We start from the raw sequence: 17,708 nt of genomic DNA on the forward strand, positions 1-17,708 counted from the left end.
AGCGCGCTAATTATTTTCTGATTTGGTATCACAATGCGCGAAAACATTATTCTTATTAGCCGCGAACTGGCGGCCTTTATCATCAGTGGATTGGTGCTGGTCTTTTGTATGGCGATGGTCTACATCGACGTCAACTGGATGAACGATGCACTGCACGAAACCTCTTTCACCGAAGCGACACAGGAGCTGATGCTGGCGGCCATTGCCGCACTGTTCTTCTTCGCCGCCTGGCAGCGACCGCAGCAGCGCAGCGCGCTGATTCTGGTCGGTGGCTTCTTCAGCTGCATGCTGATTCGTGAAATGGATTTTCTGTTCGACGTGGTGCAACACGGCGCATGGCTGTGGTTTGCGCTGGCAACGACCGCGGCCTCGCTGGCGATGGCGCTGCGTCAGCCGCGGCAAATCCTGCCGGGCCTGGCGGCACTGCTGCAGCATCGCAGCTGGCAAATGATGGCCGCCGGGCTGCTGGCGGTGCTGGTGTTCTCGCGGCTGTTTGGCATGCATGAGCTGTGGCAGCAACTGATGCTGGATGGCTATAACCGCGTGGTGAAGAACATGGCGGAAGAGGGCAGCGAGCTGTTTGGCTACAGCCTGTGTCTGGTGGCATCGCTACGCTATCTGTGGCAAACCCGCCCGGCGCTGGCAACGGCCCGCGCCAGCCGTCGCGTGGTCAGCATTGAGGCGGCTGAAGCGCACTTCGCCTCGCGCTAAATCCGCGCGGTTTTATGGCGATCCCCGGTGCTAAAACAGGTACACTGACCGCTTAGCACCGGGTCGCCGGTGCACCGGGTGAGTCAACGTCAGGTTTCTTCATGTCAGTCAAAATCTTATCTTCAACGCTGGTGGGGCTGGACGGCTTTTGCCACGATCCCCTCACCACGCTGCAGCAGGCCGATAACGGCACGCTGGCGGTGCTGCACAACAATGTTCCGGCGTTTTACGCGATCACGCCGCAGCGCCTCGCGCACCTGCTGGCGCTGGAAGCAGCGGCGCAGCAGCCGAATGATGTCACGCTGGACGACAGCCTGTTTCACAGCGACGCCGCGCCAATCGCCGTGCCGGTGGGCAAGTTCGCCATGTATCCGGGCTGGCAGCCGGACAGCGACTTCCAGCGCCAGGCGGCGATCTGGGGCGTGGCGCTGAGCGAGCCGGTGACCGCCGCAGAGCTGGCGGCTTTCGTCGCCTACTGGCAGGCGGAAGGCCGGCTGTTTCACCATGTACAGTGGCAGCAGAAACTGGCGCGCAGCGTGCAGATGAACCGCGCCGCCAACGGCGGTCAGCCAAAGCGCGATATCACTCAGATCAGCAATACTGATTATGATATTCCCGATGGATTCCGAGGTGAGTAATGAAAACGCCGAACGATCTTTTCAGTCGCCTGAAAAAAATTATGCCCGCGGATGTGCAGCCAAAGTTTAAAAACGGCGCCGAGCTGCTGGCGTGGAATCAGGAGCAGGGCCGGCTGCGCTCAGAAGCGATTGTGCGCGAAAACCGCGCCATGAAGATGCAGCGCATCATGGGCCGCTCCGGCATCCGTGAGTTGCACATGAACTGCTCGTTCGACAACTACCGCGTCGAAAATGACGGCCAGCGCAAGGCGCTCAGTCTGGCGCGTGAATACGCCGCCGGGTTCGAGAACAGCATCGCCAGCTTTGTCTTCTCCGGCCGTCCCGGTACCGGTAAAAACCATCTGGCGGCGGCGATTGGTAACGATCTGATTCTGCGCGGTAAAAGCGTGCTGATTGTCACGGTGGCCGATCTGATGTCGAGCATGAAAGGCACCTTCAGCGGCGGCAGCGACCTGACCGAAGAGCGGCTGCTGCAGGATCTCAGCCATGTCGATCTGCTGGTGATCGATGAGATCGGCATGCAGAGCGAATCGCGCTACGAGAAAGTGATCATCAATCAGATTGTTGATCGCCGTTCGTCGTCAAAGCGGCCGACCGGCATGCTCTCCAACCTCGATCCGGCCGGCATGAATACGCTGCTTGGCGAACGGGTGATGGATCGCATGCGCCTCGGTAATAGCCTGTGGGTGCGTTTTGACTGGGAAAGTTACCGCAGCCGCGTGCGCGGCGACGAGTACTGATACGCGGCAGAAGCGCTAAAAACCCGGTTTTACCGGCGATTAACCGCCGGTGCGGGCTGCTAAACTTACACCTATTACTCTTTGTCAGGTGAGGGTGCGATGAAAGCAGCCGGGAAAGGACCAGCGGTACTTCGACTGAACAACCTCAAACGGGTGATGACGCAGCTGCGTACCACCCGCATCACTTCCCGCCAGGATCTGGCGCTGGCGCTCGACCTGAGCAAAAACACCGTTTCCCTGATTATCGATGACCTGCTGGCGCAGGGGCTGATTCACGAGCTTGGCCCGGTCAGCGTGGCGGCGGCCGGCCGGCCCAAAATTGAGATCGAACTGCGCGCGGGTCAGCTGAAAAGCGCGGGCATCATGGTGGAGCGCCAGGCAATTCACTGGCGCGTGTGCGACTACTTTTCGCGCGTGGTGGCCGAGCAAACCTGGCGCACCGAAACGGCCGATGCCGACGGGCTGCTGCACGAGCTGACGGAAGTGTGTCAGACGCTGCGCGCGGCGCATCCGGCGCTGCTGGGCGTCGCCATCGGTTTTCCCGGCATCATTGATTCTCAGCGCGGGCGGGTGCACTTTTCTGCGCCGCTCGGCTGGCAGGATGTCGATGTGCTGACGCCGCTGCGGCGTGGCGTTGAGCTGCCGCTGCGCATCATGAATAACGTCAAAGCGGCCGCGCTGCTGGCGGTGCAGCAGCTGGAGCTCAATAAAGCGCAAAGCCACTTCTATCTGCGCATCGCCGACGGCGTGGGCGGCGCGCTGGTGGAGCGCGGCGAGGTGTTCAGCGGCAGCAGCTGGACCGCCGGTGAGATTGGCCATCTGAGCGTGCAGCCCAACGGCGCGCGCTGCAGCTGCGGGCGACAGGGTTGTCTGGAGACGCTGGTCAGCCTGCCGGCGATCCAGCAGCAGCTGGCCCGGCGTAAGCCCGGCTTACGCTGGCAGTCCGGCGACAGCGAGCCAGAGATCGTGTATGAGCTGATGGCGCAGACCGGCCGCTATCTCGGCCATGCGCTGAGCCAGGTGATGCAGCTGGTCAATCCGGCCAGCATCATCATTGACGGCCCGTGGAATGCGCAACCGGCGTTTGTGCAGGCGGTACAGCAGGCGGCACAGGCCGGCACGCTGGCGTTTACCTTTGCCCATACCGCGCTGCACTTTCTGCCGCAGCGCATCGATCCGGCCAACGGTCTGGCGCTGGCGGTGATTGAGCACTACGAACGAGCGGTATGACCGGCGGAGCAGCGTTTCTTTTTTGACTCGCCAGCGGGCATAATACGTTGATTGACAGGCTCTCTTTGCGGACCGCGCAATGAAAACGCAGCGCATCACTCTGGACGATATTGCGACTCTCGCAGGGGTCACCAAGATGACGGTGAGCCGCTATCTGCGCACGCCGGAAAAGGTCAGGGCGGAAACGGCGGCGAAAATCGCCAGCGTCATGGCCGAAATCGGCTACGTCGCCGAACAGGAAAACACCGCGGCGTCGCGGCACCCACCGCCGCGCATCGGCGTACTCATCCCCTCATTCAATAATCAAATCTTTGCCGATCTGCTGGCCGGTATCGAATCGGTCACCAGCGCCCACGGCTATCAGACGCTGGTGGTCAACTACGACTACAATCCGCAGCGCGAAGAGGAGCAGATTGCCACGGTACTGGCTTTTAACGTGCAGGGATTGATCCTGACCGAGTCGGTGCACACCGTGCGCGCGGAAAAGTATCTTAACGCGGCCACCATTCCGGTCGCCGAAGTAATGGGACTGAGCGAGACGCGCGGGCGCATTAACGTCGGCTTTGATAATTACCGCGCCGGCTACGACATGACCGCGATGCTGCTGGCCAGCGGTAAACAGCGGGTGATTTATTTTGGCTCGATGTCCGATCGCCGTGACCAGCAGCGCTACGCCGGCTATTGCGATGCCGTGGCGGCGGCCGGATTGCCGGCCGGACGCATCGTACCGAACAAAGTCTCTTCGGTGTCGATTGGCACTGGCATGATGACGCTGGCGCGCCAGCTCTATCCGCAGATGGATGCCATTCTCTGTACCAACGATGATCTGGCGGTCGGCGTGCTGCAGGAGTGTCAGGCGGCAGGCATTGCAGTGCCGCAGGCGCTGGCGATTGCCGGATTCCACGGACTGGAGATTGGTCAGGCGACAACGCCGCGGCTGGCCAGTGTGATTACACCGCGCTTCGAGATGGGCAAAGTGGCAACGGAAATTGTGCTGAAGAAGATTAACCAGCAGCCCACCATTGAACAGGTGGATTTGCATTATCAGCTGTCGATGGGCGCCACCATTTGAGCGGTGGCGCTTTGGTGCAGGCGCGACGTGCGCCTGCATAATTAACGCTTAGTCGCGTGCAGCGGTGGGCGGCACAATCGACGGCTGAGCGTGATGGGTGCGCTTCAGGAAACGGCTCTCCAGCAAATTCCACGAGGTGTAAGCCAGCGCCAGCGTCATTACAATTGTCAGCCCCAGTCCAGCAAACGCGTTGGCATCGAACACACCGAAATGCTGCAGCACCTGAATAATCGGCCAGTGATAGAGGTACATGCCGTAAGAGAGATCGCCGTACTGGCTGATTTTAATCTCTTTACACAGGCTGGTGCAGAACAGAATCACTACCGCCGAAAACGCCACCGGCTCAACGATAAACGCATAATCCGTGCTCTTGAACAGCAGGAACACCACCAGCGACACAATAGTGATCTCTTTCAGACGGTCAAAGGTTGGCTGATGCACCGCCAGCAGGCTGCCAAAGAAGAAGTAGGACGACAGCGCAATAAACTGCTTGGCCAGCGTATCGGCTTTCGGCCCGCTGTACAGCGCGGTGAAGTAGAAGTACCAGGCGCAGGAGATAATAAAAATCACGCTCCACACTTTCAGCGGGCTTCGTTTCAGCAACGGCACGATAAAGGGCAGCAGCACGTAGAGCGTCAGCTCGGCTTTGATGGTCCACAGGGAACCATCCAGCGGCTGATTGGGGTTGTTGGTAAACACGCCCGGCAGCGACGGCTGAATAAAGTTAAGAAACGAGAAGTTGGCGACCAGATATTTAAGGGTTTCTTTATTTTTCAGGAAATCCATCAGCGGCAGGGTAGTAAGACACATGCCAATCACAAAACACATGATGATGGTGAAAATATAAGCCGGCAATATACGTTGTGCGCGCTTAATAAAATAGGACGTCAGCGATTTACTTCTTAAGTAACTTTTTGCAATAAGAAAACCACTTATTGCGAAAAATCCTTTGACGGCAAAATCACTATTGAGAAAATGCGCCAGAAAACGGATATCGGCGTTTCTCGTCACCTCAGCGGAATGCACCAGCATTACGATAAAGGCGAGGGAAAGTCGTACGATGTCAAAATTGTTTTTTTCGTTCATGTCAGCATTCTTTCATTGAGTGACGACGTGCCAGGAAAAGCCATGAAAGACTTTGCATGGTTGCTTCGGAATATTCTTATCACAGGTGTTCTGCGTGAGCAGATGCAATCTATTAGAATTTTAATCCACATAAAAAGCAAGCAATGTTCAGGACCAGTAAAATATTCGGATTTTCCCTGGATGACGATGAGAAAGGGCTTATTAATGAAAAAACGCTAACCAGTTGGCTAGCGTTATTTCTGGACCTAACGGAACAGCTGGAAAGTGCGTGACACCTCATAGCCGACAATCGACTGCTTGCTCGATACGGTGTTGTAGTAGAGATAGTACAGCACCATCAGAATGGTGACAGCCACGGCAAGTACCTTCTTCAGCTTTCTGGTTTCCCAGATACACAGCGAAATAAGCACCGGCTCAACCTGCAGCAAATAGTTCGCCAGACGACCACCAGAAGCGTAATCCTGTAGCGCCATCCTCAGGCCACTGCCGATGGCAAAAGTGATCACCAGAATGTAATAGGTATTAAACTTTTCCGGGTCGAAATTTTTAATTTTATCGCTCAGCAACATGTAGCTGAAGATAAAGACGAAGCCGATATTCTTCAGGTTCGACAGGGTCAGAATACCCTGTTCCTGGCGAGAATCGGCATCGGCATAGCCCATGGCCCTGTCGCCCAGCGCACCGAGGTGGCTGGAGAGCGCGGCGATCAGCGCTGAACTGCCGAGAAACGCCAGCGGCAGGCTGGCGACCACGATGGCAATTGGGATATATTTGTTTTTACGCACAATCATCGCCAGCGGAATCAGCAGCGCGACAATCGCGGTGGCGTGGCTGATAAACGACAGGATGAAGGTGGTGATCATGCCAGACTTGCTGCGCCGCGACATGTGCCAGACGAAGCCCATTAAAAACGCCGAACATAAACCGAAGCGAATCTGGTTCATGTCTTTGTTGATAAACAGGTGCGCAGAGTAGACGGCGAGGGCCACCAGCGGCAGCGGTGTCAGCTTACGGAAGTAGTGCGCGTTGACACCAACAGCGATGACCGCGAAGACAAAGATGAAAATGTCCGGATTAGCGGTAAAGATGCGTGTCGCACCGGCTATGGCGTAAATGGCTGGTTCATAACGGAATTCCACGACCGCGCGCCAGAAACCTTCGATAATAATTTTATCGATAAACTGGGCATAGAAGTCGCGATACTGGAAGTCATCAAGGCCGGTTCCCAGGCCACGAATACCGCCAAAAGTAAAAAGTACTACAACGGCAACAAAATAAAGCCACGTCCTGATTTGCGCTGTGTTTTCATTTTTACTTAACATGATTTCGACAATAGCGACGAAAGTCAGGCTAAGACTTATGATCCAGTAAATTCCCATGGTCACAGATTCTTATAGTTTAAAATTCACTTATAACATACGGCCTTGTTAACGTAAACATGAGAAAAGTCTAATTTTTCCTGGTCCGATATTATATTGAATAGGTTTTGCCATATTTATTTGCTACCGTTTCCACAGACATTTTTCGATGAGTATGTTTTTTTCATTATCTCGCGGGGAGCCGGAGCGTCACTGAGCGATTTTATCCGCTCAGTTTGACTTTTGTTACTGTTTTTATTAAGGATTTGGAGCCAGTGCGATGAGAGGGTTGCGGATATTTAGCCTGTTTTTTTTACTGTATCTTCCGGCCGCGTTTGCCAATAAGGAAATTCCGATCTGGCCAGATGAAGTGTCAGCAAATAATAAATTTATTAATTTTAGTAAAAACCCGGCCATTAATAACCGGGCTGTTACCCACGTCGATGCGCCACAAATGATTTATGTTCCGGCAACGGGAAAAAATAATCATGCGGCGGTGCTAATCATTCCCGGTGGGGGTTTTTCTTATATTATGAAAGATCTTGAAGGGCTGGACGTGGCCAATGTGCTCAGCAAGCAGGGCTACGCTTCATTTGTGTTAATTTATCGTCTGCCACACGACGGTTCAGCGCAGTATCGCCAGCAGGCTTTTGCCGATACCCAGCGAGCGCTGCGGCTGATTCGGGCCAATGCGCAGCAGTACCAGGTGGCGCCTGACCGCATTGGCGTGATGGGCTTTTCCGCCGGCGCCTTTCTCGCCGCCAATCTGAGCAACACTCCCGATGAAGCTAACTATCAGGCCGTCGATGCGCAGGATAAGGTGTCGGCGCGCCCGGATTTCAGCGCGCTGATCTATCCGGTGCTGTCGCTGAAACAGGGCGTGACCCACCCGGGCACGCGCGCGGCGCTGTACGGAAAAGATCTCAGTGCGCAGCAAATGGCGCAGCTTTCGCAGGAAGATCGCGTCAGCGCGCACACGCCGCCGACTTTTCTGGTGCAGGCGCTGAATGATGGCACCGCCTCACCGCAAAACGCGCTGGGCATGTTCAGCGCACTGCGGCAGAACAAGGTCAATGTGGAACTGCATCTGTTCCAGCAGGGCGGTCACGGCTTTGGCACCGGCCAGAAGCAACATCTGCCGGTGCAAAACTGGCTCACCCTGTTCCACGCCTGGCAAAGCAGCCTGGTGAAGCGGTAAGCGGGATGCGCCGCGGTAACGTAGATGCCGCAGAGGAAACGGAATTCCTCCCTGGGCAGTTATACGGTATCTGCCAGCTCACCGTCGGTTAGCCTGGCAAGGATTTGATGATAACTGCTGCACGGCAACTTACCGATCAACACACGGTTATGGTTACCGGCCTGAGCGAGAGGGTGAGCGCTACATCAAACGGCTGTGTCTCAATAACTCTTTGCGGACGATTTATGAGGCTTCCATTTGATTGCGGTGCACGAAAGCAAATAAATCACTCATGGTTTTGCAGTGCAGTTTATCCATTAACCGGCTTTTATAAGTGCTGACGGTTTTATTACTGACGCCCATCCGCGCCGCGATGCGCATATTATTCAGGCCCTTAATAATGTGATGGAAAACCTGAAACTCCTGTGGTGACAATGATTCAATCATTTTTTTCTCCGCCAGCGTGCTATCCTGCTCCATTTGCTGCATAAAACCGCCCAGCGGGAAATAACCGTAACCACGTTGTGTCACCTGAATAGCACTGACGATCTCTGGCATATCGGTTTTTTTACTGACAAAGCCATTGGCACCGCTGCGCAGGCTCTGCACGGCATACACGTTTTCATTTTTTCCGGAGATAACAATGATTTTTCCTGGAAAACTCTGCTCGCGCAATGACTTAACCACTTCAATTCCGTCCAGCGACGGCAGGTCGATATCAATGATGACGATATCCGGCTGCTGCTGCTGAATCAGCGTTACCGCTTCCCGGCCATCGGCGCTTTCGGCCAGCACCGTATGTCCATTTTGTTCCAGCAAATAACGAACGGCCATCCGCGCGATCGGATGGTCATCAACCACAACGACCTGAGCCATAGTTAACCTTTTCCTGATGAGTGAATGACAGGTCAAACTTTAGCCGCTCGTTTAATTTTATATATTGCGTATGATCAAGAACAATAAAGTAATTATTTGTAGTCCATGTCCTACAAGATAAATTTAATTTTAAAAGGGAAGGGTTTATTCCGCTCTGGGGCGTTGTCTTTCCTTCTGGGAAATAAATTTTCCCTTTCTGTCACTCAGTTATTTAATTAATTAACCGATGCCCAATCGCCTTTTCACCGTAATTTCTTTTACTGTGGCGGTTTGCCTTTTCCTATTGGCAGCATGATTAACACGAATGTCTGGTCAGGGCGTCATCCACGCTCAGCCGGGATAAATTGTTGCCGCCAGCGTGGTTTGCTACAGTAGCGGGAATTTCAGAGGAAACGTCCATGCCACGCGATAACCGCCTGTCCCGCTCGCTGCACGCGCTCATTCATCTTGATCGTCACGTTAAACGCGCTACTTCCGATGCCATGGCAAAAATGCTCGGCACCAATCCGGTGGTGGTGCGTCGCATGATGTCAGGGCTGCGTGAAAAGGGATATCTGGTGTCGGAAAAGGGGCACGGCGGCGGCTGGGAGCTGCGTGCGGACCTGCACGATATCACGCTGCTGGATGTGTACCAGGCCATCGGCTCACCGGCGCTGTTCAGTATTGGCCCGGCGGCCGATCCTTCGCCCTGCCTGGTGGAACATGCGGTGGACGCCCGGCTTGACCAGGCGCTGGGTGAAGCCGAAGCGTTACTGCTGCAGCGCTTTAGCCAGATTACCGTGGCGGACATCGCCGAAGACTACCTGCAAAAAATGGCCAGCCTTGGGCTGGATCCGCACACCTTTCCGCGCTGCAGCGACTAGCCGGCGCGGCCGTTAATCCTGCTTCTGCAATTTGATCTGCGCGTCATGCTTCATCACATGCGTGGTGACGGCGGCCTGAAACACTTTAAACATCATACCGCTGACAAACGTGGTCAGCGTCAGCGTGATGAAGGCTGTCATGATCCAGTCGACCAGCGGCCAACCGCTGTTCAGCAGCGTCGGGTGGTAAATCAGCATCGCGGCAAACACCACCCAATGGCTCAGGCAATAGAAACAGTGAAACAGATGACCGAGCAAGGCGTGTTTGCGTGCGGTCCAGGCGCGCAAACCGGCAAACAGTTCGGTCTGCGTCATGGTCATCGCGATGCTGGCTGAGGCCAGCGCAATCGCCAGGCACACACCCGTGTCAGAGAGTAAAAAGGCATGCATAGATTTTCTCCTTTGTGACGATTGGCGCAGCGGAAAGAACGGCGGCTTATCTGTCATGTAACTTACAATATTACATGATGTGCGCTGGCGCAACAGCGTCTTCTCCTCGCCAGAGTAGTGATATGTAAATTGGCGAGTTATCGCTATTTATTGGCTTTATGCGCAAACACAGCCAGTCGTCCTGTTTTTACAATGTCGCAGATTGAGTCGCACCACGGCATCAGGAGGAGAGGATGGATATTCACGCAGCCTTTATGCATCAGCTGATGATGTGGATAGAGGCGAATATTGAACAAAAGCTCATGCTGGAGACGGTCGCGCGGCGGGCCGGTTATTCGCAGTGGCATTTGCAGCGGCTGTTCCGCAGCTATACTGGCGTGGCGCTGGGAGCCTATATCCGTGAACGGAAGCTAACGGCTTCCGTCATCACCCTGCTCAGCAGTAACACGTCGCTGATGCAGATTGCGCTGCAGTTTGGCTTCGATTCACAGCAAACCTACTGCCGCACCTTTCGGCGCATGTTTGACCTGCCGCCGGGCGCTTTTCGCCGCAAATACCGGCACAGCCTGCCACCGATTGACGGTCCGGCTAGCCTGCTGATGCTGCATTCGCAGAGTCGGCTGGCGTCGTAAAGTATTTGCCTGGCGTTGAGCCGAAGGCGGCGCGAAACGCGCTGATATAGCTGCTGACGCTGTCGAAGCCCACCTGCCAGGCAACCTGCTGCACGCTGTGGCCTGCCGCCAGCCCTTCCAGCGATTTCAGCAGGCGCGACACCTGACGATATTTACTCAGGCTCATGCCAACCGCGCTGGACCAGTGGCGACTCAGGCTGCGCGCGCTCAGACCAGCCCACTGCGCCAGCTCCGGCCCGGTGCGTGTATCAGCCGGATCGTCCATCAGCAGGCGTGCAATCTGCCGCAGCCGCGGCTCATCCGGCAGCGGCAGGGTGAGTTCCTGCGGCGTGGATTCGTACAGTTCATCAAGAAACACCTGACCCAGTCGGGTATAGCGCGCGCTGCTCCACAGTTCAGGCTCCAGCACCGCCAGCCGTTCTGCCAGCGGCTCCAGCACGGTCGGGCAGGAGAGCAGCACCGGCCGATCCGGCAGCGGCGCAGCCAGCGCTTCGTCAATCAGTACCGTCCAGCCCAGCACGCGCCCCGGCCCGACAAGGGCATGGTCAAACCACGGCGGAATCCAGCCAACCAGCCGCGGCGGATTAGCAAAAATGCCCGACGAGGTGTTCACCGTCATCAATCCCTGGCGCAGACAAAACAGCTGACCGGCGGCATGACGATGCGTGCGTCGCTCGCGATCCAGCTCCTTCGACAGTGACACGGCAATGACTTTGGGCGCATCCGGCCGCAGCAGCCGCTGGCGCAGTTCTTCCTTACGCGGATCGCCAGAGAACGGAAGATTGTCGGATGGATGGATGAGCATGGCTGGGCCTGAGTGGTGAGTGGCGGAAGATCACCGATGTAGGGTGATGTTTTTAAATTATGAATTTAAGAGATTCATAGCTACTGGTTTTGACCGGAGAGTTGAACCTGATACAAGAACCGGGCAGCTCTCACATTCATACTACCGATCAAGTCATTCAGCACAAGCCGGTTTACTGAATCTGGCAGCAGATCGCAGCAATAACTAAAAACCTGAAAAATTATGAGCGTTCCGAGCAAAGACAGTGTTGCCCTTTTGGTCTGATGACTTTATGAATTTGAGGGTGGTGATTCCGGTTTCATTTATGCTTAATTGATACCGGATTTGCAGGCAGCACATCAAACTTGAGTTTCGTGCAAGTTTTCTAATGATTCATATCTAACGAGTCTGAGTGAGAGCGTATAAGCCAGAAGCTACTTTAAATCCTCAGGCTTGGTTGTTAATATCAAAACTTATTAATTCATTGATTTATATGACGAAGAGTGGATTGATGTATTTTTTATTTTATAAATTGAGATGGGTATTGGAGCCATGCCACTTTGTATTCATATTTCAATCAAACTGGCGTGGCATACCTGGATTTCATGTGGCTTTTCATCATTGGATTGTGATATATTTGATTCGGAACAGGATGTCTAATCGGGATGATTTATATGAACGAATATGAGAAAAAGCTGTTTGATAATGGTTTCACTACTAAAGATATCGGCAAGCTCAGGAGTATCGTAAAAAAGGATGAGTCCCAATCTGATACCCTTAAAACTCTGGTTATTGATTTAAGCAAACGTTTTTGGGGAGGTGTTATCGGAGTATCTATATTGATCCTCATAGGATTATATGGTGCCCTTAATGCCGATAAATCAGATTTCCTCTCTTATGTGATTGTCCTTGGCTTCGCTTTTTTGATTATCTATTTCGTTACTCCATTGAGATTATCCTGGAAAGCCTATAGGTTTATTAAGAAGAACGATAATAGTTAATTATTTGCAGGGTTGTTTTGCATTTGATAAAGATTCAAACCTATTCCAGTCCCTTTGATCGCCGCTCCTGCACCTTTTATAGCAAGGGCGGGCTTGCTCATAGTCTGAACTTTGCGATAATAATCAGCAGGAAGATATTTGTATAATCTCCAGGCTTCCGGCTTTAATGTAAGTTTGAAAATACCATAATAAGAGGTGGTTAAATCAACTACCTGATATGCAAGTAATCCCAGCCTTTGGTCAAATCCAAAAAACTCAGCTATATCCTCATATGCGTCTCTGACCGGATTTGAAGGGTTAGGTACACCTCTCAGCTTTCCAATTCCTTCAATACCTGAACCTACACCATTCATAATGAGTGTTGAACCGGCGATTACGCCTAGCACATTGCCTGTTGCTGCAGACCCGACTAATACACCCGCCCCTGCCACAATTTGTAAGCCACTTAGGACAACGCTTATACCGTCAATAACATAACCGATGACCTTTTCATTATCATGGTAGAACTTTACTGATGAGGATATCGTCGCCTGGCCGGTTCTGAGCATTCTGTCCTGAATTGAAAGGTTATGAGACTCTTTCTTAAGATTCTGAATGCACTCCTGACATTGTTCATCGCTGGTAGCAGAACGGATGGTATTAAGTTGAAGATTAATGAAGTCCCGTACTTCATCATGAAATCGCATCCTAAGCATTCCATCTTTCAGATGAATGAGAGAAAGATTGTTAGCTAAGCTTACTAGTTGATTTGCCTGAAGATTACCCATTGTGAGGAAGTAATCTGAAAATCTGTTCTTATTCCAGTAGTTGTCCATAACGATACCTTTGTGTAAACATAGCTTTCAATTAACAGGGCTAATCAGATCCTAAAATAACTGGAGTCGAAAAGGAAGACAAATGAGCATTGATATTTTTCTCAAAATTGAAGGCATCACAGGCGAATCTCAAGACTCGAATCATAAGGGATGGATTAATGTTGATTCTTTTACCTGGGGTGCCAGTCAGCCAGGCAACATGAGTGTGGGTGGCGGTGGTGGTGCAGGAAAAGTGCAGTACCGGGACCTAACAGTTCAGACTCATATCGACAAAGCCACACCAGCAGTGATGAAGTATGTCTCGAACGGCAACCATATTAGTAAGGTGGAACTTTCCGCCTGTAAGGCAGGGGGCAGCCAAACTGAATATTGCAGGATAACATTGGAAGATGTCCTTATTACCAACGTTCTCTTCAATGGAGCAAACCATTCAGAGCTTTTAGCCTTATCTTATCAGTTTCAGGCTTCAAAAGTTAAGATTCAGTATTGGGAACAGTCTTCCTCTGGCGGTAAAGGTGCTGAGTCGCAGTCGGGATGGGATATTAAAAGTAATAAGGAAGCTTGAATGAGTACGTATCTGAAAGGCACCCTGTAAATATTTAAGGTAGTTCTGTCAGATGCGTTCATTAGCGTTAACGAAAGATTAGAGTTAGCGCTAATTACAGGTTGTAAAAATGATCACCTGAAGCGGTGGAATTCAGAAAAAGCAAATTGGCGGAAGATAACATGAGTGTCAATTTGTTAAAGTCCATTATTTTGTAAGGGCTTCTGGGGTTGGGTGTAAAAATATACCTCCAAAAATATTCCAAAAAAATAATATTGTGTGAATCAGTGCTTTAATTTCCTAACCTAGCTTATTTAAGGAAGCATGCCTAGGTACTGATATGTACCCAGACTCTTATCAATTTATGTAAATAATATTCTATTTTATTATGTCAGCCCATATGTCTTTTTAACAAGATTTCGACATTTTATCATGCTCATATTTTCAGGTATTCTGCCTTGAGTTTCATCAACATTTGAATGTAGTAAATTCCATATCTTTTTGAACTTTTCATGTTGATGCTCTGATCTCCAAGAAGGTAGGCGTCTCCACTCAATAGCCCACCTATAGCATAATTGTTCAAATAGGTAAGTATTTACCGAGCTAACTAAACTATTACATATCGCTAATATTTCTTGAAGTTCGTCAAAGTTTATTACGATGCAGCTCTTATTAACTGAACTGTTAATCCCTAATTTTATTGCATTTTTCCCAGCTATTATCCTGCTAGAGTGCACAATGCCATGTCTTAATTCGCAAATGTTGTCAAAGTTTTCAAATACAGTGTTCAGCTCGGGGGTGTTAAAATCAACTTTAATATATTTTTTAGCTGTATTTTTTATCACGTTAGCATCAGCGAATGAGAAGTTTTCAAAAGCTCCGCGAGGATAGTCAGTGGTTGGATGCCATAAAAGAGATCCTAGATTTATTTGTGATTCGGCTGCTGACTTTTGAGATGATGGGCATAAGAATAATATTTCTGAAAACATTTCTCTAAAGTAGTTTTCTGTAGATGAGAAAATTCCTAGACTTAAAAAGGAGCCTAACCACTCACAGTCATCATATTCGCGGGGAAGAAACTTACCCTGGATAGCTCGTGTTTCACTATAAAAAGTGTCAATTGGTGCTTCTCCATTACGAGCTTTATGAACAATACAATTTTGTATCAGTGTCGGTGTTATGGTGCCAGCAGAGCCATTAACGCTCTTTTTCCATCTAACTAAAGACATTATACAATTACCTCTTCAGCATAGGATTTTATCTTCTTACACCAGAAAGGGCCAATCATTGTTACGCTTTGCAACTCACTGTTGTCATAGTCCATCAATATATCTTTTATTGTTCTTATTTTGCTGTGTTTCTTAATCGTAGCTGCTCGTTCCTTCGTGATAGGTAATACCTCAATATCCTGTTGTACTATTCCCTCAAATACTGAGGCTTCTGTTAAAAATGCACCACAGTGCGAGCAAAACTTAGCATTTTCAGAAACTCGTGGAGTTTTACAAACAGTGCAAGGGGGGAGTGATAGATGAAACATTTTGGGAATATCATCCCCACCTACTAATGCTTCAACAGAATGTTGAGGTGTTTGACGCGTTGTTTTATTACTGAAGGCTTGGCAGTAATCTTCTTTATTTATTGATGTTCTGCTGAAAAATACATTTCTATCAATAATCGCAGCGCTATGAATTTCAAAGTATTCGTATATTCCTTTCTCGCCTCTATTATTTGGATTCATAGGGGAAATAAGACCTGCGTACTGGAAAAAACCAAAAACTTTTTCAAGTTCAGACGGTATATGCCGACGGATAGCAATTATAGAGGATTGTTTTTGAGGTGATCCTCGATGATTTCTATTGAAGTCTTTTAGTATGGATAACATTTTTTCAAAAACCTTATCCCCCACATCTATAAATTTTGAATACATAGGGAGTTTCACACGAAGCGATTCATATACATTGTAGGTGTTTCTAAATGAATCCTTTATAGATCTAATTACTTTTTGGCTATTAAAATCAGTTATCTTGATATCTTCCTCACCATCTCCAGTATCTTTACACAAACGTGATATCATATTTAAGAGAAGACGCGGGGAACCATATGATGAGTAGCATACAAGATTTAATAAACTTAAATCACTGGTTAGTTTCTCATAAATCTTTTGGCTAAACCTTGCTTTAAGTATTGAGTGCATGAAGTCAATATAGCCATCGCTATTAGGACGCATCCATACATCAATTTCTTCTGCATCATGCCCAATATGAAATGAAGGTGAATAGTTAGTTACACCAGGGTAAACTGCAGCTTTCGGCGAAATATTTTTTCTTCTTATTTGCCTAAAGAATTCAAAAAAATCTTGCTGTTGTTGATTAGAAAATGCATGAGCGGCGTCATCTAATAAGATAACGCATCTTTTTCTTTTAGTCTGCTCAAGAGAAAATTCGATTTCAGTTACGATATCTTCAATAGTAATTATACTTTCACTTTTGAATAAGTCTATTCTACCCATTTCAAGTAAATTTAAGGATCGAGAAACTAACTTTTGTGAAAACTTGCCTTTCCATCCTCTCCTCTTATTTATACTATCTAAAGTCTCATGTAAGCCTTCAATAACTTTTAATAACATCCATTGATTGAACCAGAATTGAGCACTCGATTCTTTTTTATAGAGCGGTTCAAGCTTAAGTGATGATTTAAAGTTAACGTAAATTCCAAGGGTCGCTTTAGTCTTTAAACAACTGTAATATGTTTTAAGCATCAAAGTTGTTTTGCCACAGCCCCTTGGGCCAACAATTAACTTAGCCCCACCTTGACTTAATTTTTTTATGTAAAGTTCTTCGTCAATATGAGTAGTTGTCCACTTTTCGAAAGCATCCTTTTCTATATACTCAGCCTGCTCAGTAAAAAGATCAAGTTCTTGCATAAAGAGTTACCATTGAGATCTGTTTAAGTTACTTGTGAAAGATTGCTGCATCTATTTAATCATAATTTTCTTCATTACCGCACCAAAATCTAGTTTTAGCCTGCGCGCAATGCTATCCCCACCACGCCTGTCCGCTTTATGCATAGCTTTTCATGCAGGTGCATGATGGCATTTAGGCCGTGCCATATGGGCTTCTAAGTATGCTGCTACCGAGCGAAATCTGCATGCAAATCCATGCACCCTATGTATGCATTCCTCTTTATACTCGCCAATGTCCAGAAAATCTTTAGAGTTGAGACAAAAAAATCCCCGCCAATTGGCAGGGATTGCAGAGTATTTGTTATCAATGTCGGAAGGCAGAGCCGTGCGCCCCAGCGTCTGCGGTTGCCGTTGCGGAGTTAGTTGCGGCGGGGCGGTAATCTGTTCTGGCTCGGGTAGGCAGGTGATCATCTTCACGATGTTCTTATTAGTTTTGAACGTGTTGGAACACACCAGATTCGTGCATTGATGATAAGCTTACTTCACCTGTTTAGACAGATAGTAGCTGCTTTTAACGTGCGACGAATGGCGGCAGAACGGGCAGCGCATCATTGTTTATTCTCCTTCTGCGCGCACTTTTCTTTCAGCTCATGTCGTAGCTTATGAACGACTACCGGGCTGTTATAGAGACCCATATCAACGCCGGTCAGCGCAAGGCGATGAAGTCCTATTTGTGCTAACACTGGCTCACCCTCCATATCAAATCGCACGCCAGCAGCCGCTTTTGTCAGCGTTTCACCTGTTAGGCGACTCAATATCACCTCTGGTTTTTCGTGCGTTAGTGACGAGTATTCTCACAGATCACTGAGTTTTAGCGCCATAAGCTTGA

At 49.9% G+C, this 17,708-nt stretch carries 19 protein-coding genes; 11 read left to right on the top strand and 8 right to left on the bottom strand.

What is annotated here, in order from left to right:
• Positions 1–33 precede the first annotated feature (33 nt).
• The 5 genes from AC6I8P_RS00335 (at position 34) to AC6I8P_RS00355 (ending at position 4,391) form a co-directional block, all read left to right on the top strand.
• A complete protein-coding gene (locus tag AC6I8P_RS00335) occupies positions 34–711 on the top strand; it encodes a hypothetical protein (protein ID WP_498027498.1) in 678 nt (225 codons plus the stop codon).
• Positions 712–812: 101 nt separating this feature from the next.
• Positions 813–1,349, top strand: a complete 537-nt coding sequence (gene dnaT, locus AC6I8P_RS00340) for a primosomal protein DnaT (protein WP_021506884.1) — start codon at positions 813–815, stop codon at positions 1,347–1,349.
• Positions 1,349–2,089, top strand: coding sequence for a replicative helicase loader DnaC (gene dnaC, locus AC6I8P_RS00345; protein ID WP_021506883.1), 741 nt, complete (start codon positions 1,349–1,351; stop codon positions 2,087–2,089). The genes dnaT and dnaC overlap by 1 nt, the downstream gene beginning before the upstream one ends.
• A gap of 99 nt (positions 2,090–2,188) precedes the next feature.
• Entirely contained in the window at positions 2,189–3,319 is a 1,131-nt protein-coding gene (locus AC6I8P_RS00350) for an ROK family protein (protein WP_021506882.1), read from the top strand.
• A gap of 79 nt (positions 3,320–3,398) precedes the next feature.
• Positions 3,399–4,391, top strand: coding sequence for a LacI family DNA-binding transcriptional regulator (locus AC6I8P_RS00355; RefSeq protein WP_058775602.1), 993 nt, complete (start codon positions 3,399–3,401; stop codon positions 4,389–4,391).
• A gap of 48 nt (positions 4,392–4,439) precedes the next feature.
• Here AC6I8P_RS00355 and AC6I8P_RS00360 read toward each other — a convergent pair whose 3' ends face one another.
• Positions 4,440–5,477: an acyltransferase family protein gene (locus AC6I8P_RS00360; protein ID WP_058758174.1), complete on the bottom strand. Its 1,038-nt coding sequence runs from the start codon at positions 5,475–5,477 to the stop codon at positions 4,440–4,442.
• On the opposite strand from AC6I8P_RS00360, the gene AC6I8P_RS00365 reads away from it, so the two are divergent.
• Entirely contained in the window at positions 5,367–5,696 is a 330-nt protein-coding gene (locus AC6I8P_RS00365; protein WP_498027748.1) for a hypothetical protein, read from the top strand. The two genes, AC6I8P_RS00360 and AC6I8P_RS00365, sit on opposite strands and share 111 nt — an antisense overlap.
• Before the next feature lie 26 nt (positions 5,697–5,722).
• Here the strand turns inward: AC6I8P_RS00365 and AC6I8P_RS00370 are convergent, their stop codons facing one another.
• Positions 5,723–6,799 (bottom strand): EpsG family protein, encoded by a 1,077-nt coding sequence (locus AC6I8P_RS00370; RefSeq protein ID WP_223815726.1) that lies wholly within the window; start codon positions 6,797–6,799, stop codon positions 5,723–5,725.
• A 490-nt stretch (positions 6,800–7,289) separates the two neighbouring features.
• Here AC6I8P_RS00370 and AC6I8P_RS00375 point away from each other — a divergent pair, with 490 nt between their 5' ends.
• Positions 7,290–8,033, top strand: coding sequence for an alpha/beta hydrolase (locus AC6I8P_RS00375; protein ID WP_369597188.1), 744 nt, complete (start codon positions 7,290–7,292; stop codon positions 8,031–8,033).
• Between the two features lie 222 nt (positions 8,034–8,255).
• Here the strand turns inward: AC6I8P_RS00375 and AC6I8P_RS00380 are convergent, their stop codons facing one another.
• On the bottom strand, positions 8,256–8,888 hold the full coding sequence (locus tag AC6I8P_RS00380) for a response regulator (RefSeq protein WP_058781884.1): 633 nt from the start codon (positions 8,886–8,888) through the stop codon (positions 8,256–8,258).
• Between the two features lie 398 nt (positions 8,889–9,286).
• Here AC6I8P_RS00380 and AC6I8P_RS00385 point away from each other — a divergent pair, with 398 nt between their 5' ends.
• A complete protein-coding gene (locus AC6I8P_RS00385; protein ID WP_498027499.1) occupies positions 9,287–9,751 on the top strand; it encodes an RrF2 family transcriptional regulator in 465 nt (154 codons plus the stop codon).
• 12 nt (positions 9,752–9,763) lie between these two features.
• Here the strand turns inward: AC6I8P_RS00385 and AC6I8P_RS00390 are convergent, their stop codons facing one another.
• Positions 9,764–10,141 (bottom strand): hypothetical protein, encoded by a 378-nt coding sequence (locus AC6I8P_RS00390; RefSeq protein ID WP_021506874.1) that lies wholly within the window; start codon positions 10,139–10,141, stop codon positions 9,764–9,766.
• Between the two features lie 233 nt (positions 10,142–10,374).
• Here AC6I8P_RS00390 and AC6I8P_RS00395 point away from each other — a divergent pair, with 233 nt between their 5' ends.
• A complete protein-coding gene (locus tag AC6I8P_RS00395; RefSeq protein WP_058775597.1) occupies positions 10,375–10,773 on the top strand; it encodes a helix-turn-helix domain-containing protein in 399 nt (132 codons plus the stop codon).
• On the opposite strand, the gene AC6I8P_RS00400 is transcribed toward AC6I8P_RS00395, so the two are convergent.
• The gene (locus AC6I8P_RS00400; RefSeq protein ID WP_498027500.1) at positions 10,730–11,578 is read right to left on the bottom strand and encodes an AraC family transcriptional regulator; all 849 of its coding nucleotides are present in this window, start codon (positions 11,576–11,578) and stop codon (positions 10,730–10,732) included. The genes AC6I8P_RS00395 and AC6I8P_RS00400 overlap by 44 nt on opposite strands.
• A 653-nt stretch (positions 11,579–12,231) precedes the next feature.
• Between AC6I8P_RS00400 and AC6I8P_RS00405 the strand changes: the two genes are divergently transcribed.
• Positions 12,232–12,558 (top strand): hypothetical protein, encoded by a 327-nt coding sequence (locus AC6I8P_RS00405; RefSeq protein ID WP_136546269.1) that lies wholly within the window; start codon positions 12,232–12,234, stop codon positions 12,556–12,558.
• Here AC6I8P_RS00405 and AC6I8P_RS00410 read toward each other — a convergent pair.
• The gene (locus tag AC6I8P_RS00410) at positions 12,555–13,373 is read right to left on the bottom strand and encodes a DUF4225 domain-containing protein (protein WP_150059699.1); all 819 of its coding nucleotides are present in this window, start codon (positions 13,371–13,373) and stop codon (positions 12,555–12,557) included. The genes AC6I8P_RS00405 and AC6I8P_RS00410 overlap by 4 nt on opposite strands.
• Positions 13,374–13,455: 82 nt before the next feature.
• Here AC6I8P_RS00410 and AC6I8P_RS00415 point away from each other — a divergent pair, with 82 nt between their 5' ends.
• Positions 13,456–13,938, top strand: coding sequence for an Hcp family type VI secretion system effector (locus tag AC6I8P_RS00415; protein ID WP_150059700.1), 483 nt, complete (start codon positions 13,456–13,458; stop codon positions 13,936–13,938).
• A gap of 365 nt (positions 13,939–14,303) precedes the next feature.
• Here the strand turns inward: AC6I8P_RS00415 and AC6I8P_RS00420 are convergent, their stop codons facing one another.
• Together AC6I8P_RS00420 and AC6I8P_RS00425 are read right to left on the bottom strand one after the other, a co-directional pair.
• A complete protein-coding gene (locus tag AC6I8P_RS00420) occupies positions 14,304–15,146 on the bottom strand; it encodes a hypothetical protein (protein ID WP_498027501.1) in 843 nt (280 codons plus the stop codon).
• The gene (locus AC6I8P_RS00425; RefSeq protein WP_498027502.1) at positions 15,146–16,840 is read right to left on the bottom strand and encodes an ORC-CDC6 family AAA ATPase; all 1,695 of its coding nucleotides are present in this window, start codon (positions 16,838–16,840) and stop codon (positions 15,146–15,148) included. Before AC6I8P_RS00425 ends, AC6I8P_RS00420 begins: the two co-directional genes overlap by 1 nt.
• Positions 16,841–17,708 lie beyond the last annotated feature (868 nt).

It is taken from the genome of gamma proteobacterium symbiont of Lampromicra miyakona (assembly GCF_059730895.1).

Excerpts from the sequence above, each read along its gene's own strand:
- AC6I8P_RS00335 (WP_498027498.1), top strand. The coding sequence starts at position 34 with ATGCGCGAAAACATTATTCTTATTAGCCGCGAACTGGCGGCCTTTATC.
- dnaT (WP_021506884.1), top strand. The coding sequence starts at position 813 with ATGTCAGTCAAAATCTTATCTTCAACGCTGGTGGGGCTGGACGGCTTT.
- dnaC (WP_021506883.1), top strand. The coding sequence starts at position 1,349 with ATGAAAACGCCGAACGATCTTTTCAGTCGCCTGAAAAAAATTATGCCC.
- AC6I8P_RS00350 (WP_021506882.1), top strand. The coding sequence starts at position 2,189 with ATGAAAGCAGCCGGGAAAGGACCAGCGGTACTTCGACTGAACAACCTC.
- AC6I8P_RS00355 (WP_058775602.1), top strand. The coding sequence starts at position 3,399 with ATGAAAACGCAGCGCATCACTCTGGACGATATTGCGACTCTCGCAGGG.
- AC6I8P_RS00365 (WP_498027748.1), top strand. The coding sequence starts at position 5,367 with ATGCGCCAGAAAACGGATATCGGCGTTTCTCGTCACCTCAGCGGAATG.
- AC6I8P_RS00360 (WP_058758174.1), bottom strand. The coding sequence starts at position 5,477 with ATGAACGAAAAAAACAATTTTGACATCGTACGACTTTCCCTCGCCTTT.
- AC6I8P_RS00370 (WP_223815726.1), bottom strand. The coding sequence starts at position 6,799 with ATGTTAAGTAAAAATGAAAACACAGCGCAAATCAGGACGTGGCTTTAT.
- AC6I8P_RS00375 (WP_369597188.1), top strand. The coding sequence starts at position 7,290 with ATGATTTATGTTCCGGCAACGGGAAAAAATAATCATGCGGCGGTGCTA.
- AC6I8P_RS00380 (WP_058781884.1), bottom strand. The coding sequence starts at position 8,888 with ATGGCTCAGGTCGTTGTGGTTGATGACCATCCGATCGCGCGGATGGCC.
- AC6I8P_RS00385 (WP_498027499.1), top strand. The coding sequence starts at position 9,287 with ATGCCACGCGATAACCGCCTGTCCCGCTCGCTGCACGCGCTCATTCAT.
- AC6I8P_RS00390 (WP_021506874.1), bottom strand. The coding sequence starts at position 10,141 with ATGCATGCCTTTTTACTCTCTGACACGGGTGTGTGCCTGGCGATTGCG.
- AC6I8P_RS00395 (WP_058775597.1), top strand. The coding sequence starts at position 10,375 with ATGGATATTCACGCAGCCTTTATGCATCAGCTGATGATGTGGATAGAG.
- AC6I8P_RS00400 (WP_498027500.1), bottom strand. The coding sequence starts at position 11,578 with ATGCTCATCCATCCATCCGACAATCTTCCGTTCTCTGGCGATCCGCGT.
- AC6I8P_RS00405 (WP_136546269.1), top strand. The coding sequence starts at position 12,232 with ATGAACGAATATGAGAAAAAGCTGTTTGATAATGGTTTCACTACTAAA.
- AC6I8P_RS00410 (WP_150059699.1), bottom strand. The coding sequence starts at position 13,373 with ATGGACAACTACTGGAATAAGAACAGATTTTCAGATTACTTCCTCACA.
- AC6I8P_RS00415 (WP_150059700.1), top strand. The coding sequence starts at position 13,456 with ATGAGCATTGATATTTTTCTCAAAATTGAAGGCATCACAGGCGAATCT.
- AC6I8P_RS00420 (WP_498027501.1), bottom strand. The coding sequence starts at position 15,146 with ATGTCTTTAGTTAGATGGAAAAAGAGCGTTAATGGCTCTGCTGGCACC.
- AC6I8P_RS00425 (WP_498027502.1), bottom strand. The coding sequence starts at position 16,840 with ATGCAAGAACTTGATCTTTTTACTGAGCAGGCTGAGTATATAGAAAAG.